The organism is Photobacterium sp. OFAV2-7, from assembly GCF_022347985.1.
Classification (GTDB): domain Bacteria; phylum Pseudomonadota; class Gammaproteobacteria; order Enterobacterales; family Vibrionaceae; genus Photobacterium.
This window is the reverse complement of record NZ_JAKRFQ010000623.1, coordinates 1-3,203: the sequence shown is the minus strand read 5'-3', so window position 1 is coordinate 3,203 and position 3,203 is coordinate 1. Positions and strand designations below refer to the sequence as shown.

General features: G+C 46.1%; 2 protein-coding genes and 1 pseudogene. 1 reads left to right on the top strand and 2 read right to left on the bottom strand.

Features of this window, described 5'->3' with window-relative positions; translation table 11 throughout:
* A partial coding sequence (locus MHN01_RS21940) for a hypothetical protein (protein WP_239413433.1) occupies window positions 1-920 on the bottom strand: 920 nt, incomplete at its 3' end.
* 653 nt (window positions 921-1,573) lie between these two features.
* Between MHN01_RS21940 and MHN01_RS21935 the strand changes: the two genes are divergently transcribed.
* Window positions 1,574-2,845 (top strand): sensor domain-containing diguanylate cyclase, encoded by a 1,272-nt coding sequence (locus MHN01_RS21935; RefSeq protein WP_239413432.1) that lies wholly within the window; start codon window positions 1,574-1,576, stop codon window positions 2,843-2,845.
* Window positions 2,846-2,909: 64 nt separating this feature from the next.
* Here MHN01_RS21935 and MHN01_RS21930 read toward each other — a convergent pair.
* Window positions 2,910-3,203: pseudogene (locus MHN01_RS21930) on the bottom strand (hypothetical protein); the annotation flags it as partial.

Sequence of the window (3,203 nt, the reverse complement as noted above, 5' to 3'; positions counted from 1 at the left end):
AGGCCGATGATCTTATCAGCCATCTCTCCTTCGGCATTCACTGCATCTCGCCACCCTGCATGGGTTTCTATTTCCGGGTATTTGTCCTTGAGCACCAGTAAGCGATCTATGGCATCAATCGGATCGATCAGTCTGTACAGCGCAAGGGTATGCGGCGAGCCTGTCGGAGACTGTTTTATCGGGTTGCCGTAGCGACAATAGCTTTCCGACACTGCGTTTAAACCAAAGGCTGCATAGTCGTTAGTGACGGTGGAGGCGGCGGAAAGAAAAGGGATCTGATTGCTGTCAGCAAATTGTTTGTGAACTTCGGTAAAGTCTCTAAACATCCGGTAGTCAGGGATCAGCTGACTTTCATCAAGCCACAGGGCGGGCAGTAGGGGCTGAAAGTAAGATCCGTCCCAGGCCAGAATAGGCTCGAGTGTTCCGCCACTATTGTTGTATGTCCCTGTCACAAGTTCCATGTCGGTAAAAGCTTTAGCCGGAATGGCAGAAGCGGTTTCTCTGGTAAGCAATACGGCCATGATGGCTGCCAGTCGGCTTTCGTTTGCCTTGCGATCGATATGGTAAGTCAAAAACTCGTTGCTCGAGGTGTTCCGGCCTGCTCTTAGTAACCCTTTTTGTTCATCGTAAAGACGGCTCCAGCCTGCTATTTGATCTTCCAGTAATCGTTCTACTCGTAAAACGAGCTTCTGAAGACGCGGATCTGTGCTGTCTTGGTAAGCTCCGCAAACCGCTGCCAATGAAAATGCCACGTTACCATTGTCTACTGCTGAAACTATTCCATGAAGAGGTGTTGATAAGCTGTCCCCGTCCAGTGTATAGAGCCAGTGAAACAGGCCGTGCCATCGAGGTGCGTTCTCCAGTCGTTCTATGACCGTCTCCAATCTATCTAGAGCAGTGACATTACCAGCTCGCTGCATTTCGACGAGCAGGTTGAGGTAAAGTCCAACTGCCGTGATGTTGGCATAATCCGCGTAGGATATCTCTCCAGATCTTATCTCGATATGGTCAAAAGGAACTTGTACTGATTCCGAGACACCGACACCGTCGAGAAAATAGTCTAAGTTTGCTTGGAGTTCTTGACGAAAATTTGCGGGATAATAGTCTGGGTGAATACTAATTTTATCGATCACTATCGTTTTTCCGTTGGCAGAAGTACGGCTTGCATACTATCACCGCCATATCTGCTTTCGAACGGCTATTCTTCTTTCTTGTCAATAACGTGACTTTCATTGGCTAACAATGTTGAGCGATACATGCAAACGATTGCTTTTATGTGGCTGAATATTTGTGATGCCGGTTCCAATTTGTGTGCTTGGGATCAACTTAATAACTTCAACATTAAGGTATTTTGATGGCAGATTGATGCTAATAGGGGATAAGGCTAGAATCCGTTTTATGGAGCGATATTGGATGTTTTGTATTCAGTATTCGACGGCAATAATAGAGAATGATATAGCTAGCACGTGAAAGTGTTAATTTTTGTTACTGAGTTAGAGTAAAAAGTCTATTACCTGTCTTCTTTCCTTGGTTTATTCCTACATTCTTGAACACACTAATAAGCGATGTGCCTGTGAGTCCTAATGATGCCTTAAACGAACAATTATTCATTGAATCCCACTATGGTGTTGTTATTCACCGGGGATTTAAGCCGCTTTATGCGGACGATAATTATGCCCGTTATTTCGGCTATGAATGTAGTCAGGATATCCTCGCTTTACCGAGCTTGCTGGATCTCATCGTCCCTCATGAACAGCACAATGCCATTCTGGCCTATGAGGCGACGATGACTGGAGAGAGCAAGCCGGGTGTGCGTACCTATAAGAATGTCGATAATGAAGGCAATGAGATCATTGTTCTGACGGTAGACCATGTCATTGAATGGCATGGGCAACCCGCTATGCAAGTGACCCTGATTGATCTGAGTCCGCAGGTGGAAATTCAGCGTCAGTTACAGGCCAGTGAAGAGCGTTACCGCGCGTTGGTCGATGGCTCGATTCAAGGCATCCTTGTTCATAAGAACTTCAAGCCGTTATTTTGCAATTTGGCCTATGCCCAGATGCTGGGCTTTGATGATGAACAGGCATTAATGGCTCAACCGTCGATATTGCCGTTAATTGCTAAGAGCCATCACCTCCAGGCTCATAAAGACAACCACAAGCTTCTAATTGGTGAAAAGCAGTCGATTAAAACCGAGGCGCAGAGTATTCGTTGTGATGGGTCAACGGTATGGCTTAGCCTCCTGTCGAGGCCAATTCAATGGAATGGCGAACAGGTGGTACAGGTAACGGCGATGGATATTACCGAGCAACAGTTGCTGCGTGAGCGGCTTGAGCACAGAGCCAACTATGATGGGCTGACTAACCTGCTTAACCGTCGTGCCGTGATGGAGCTTCTGGAAAAACAATTTGCCCATGATCGGATGCTTGATAATTCTTTGTGCTGTGTGCTGATTGACTTTGATAACTTTAAGTCTATTAACGATCAATATGGCCACCATGTCGGTGATGAAGTACTGAGGCTATTTGCTGATAGTTGCAAGCAAAGTATCCGCAAAAGTGATTTCATTGGCCGCTGGGGAGGTGAGGAGTTTGTACTGGTGTTGCCGAGTACCGATATCCAGCAAGCGGTCAGAATTGCCGAGCGTATTTGTAATAACGTCTCCAGGCTGCGAGTAACAGCCGAGAACACCTCTGTCGGCTTCTCTGTCAGTATGGGCGCCTCATATCTGTCCTTCGATATAACCAGTGTCGAACAGCTGCTAACAGCGGCTGATAAAGCGCTGTACCATGCTAAAGATCAGGGTAAGAACCGTGTCGTCGTTGCAACTGAAGATATGCTCTAGAAGGTAATGGGCTTATTGCGGTTTGTTGTCGCAATAAGCCGTTTCAGGTTATTGGGTACAATATTCATTGCAGCGTATTTTTCTCAGAAGGCGCTTTCACCAGTTTTCCGTTAAAGCGCATCATCGACTCTTGTTTGAGCAAATCTAGGAAACGGTTAAATTTTTCTAGTTGGCTCTGCTCGATTCTTTGTTCGGGGATCTCTACATCAGTTGTGATGATGAGCTTCTTCGAAGGAGTAAGCTCAACCTGTCGACGCAATGAACCGAAGTTATGTTTAAAGTTAAGTACTGGTGGGATCTTGGTTATTTTCCAGATACCGTTGGTATCATAGAGATACTCTGTACGTAGTTTTAATCC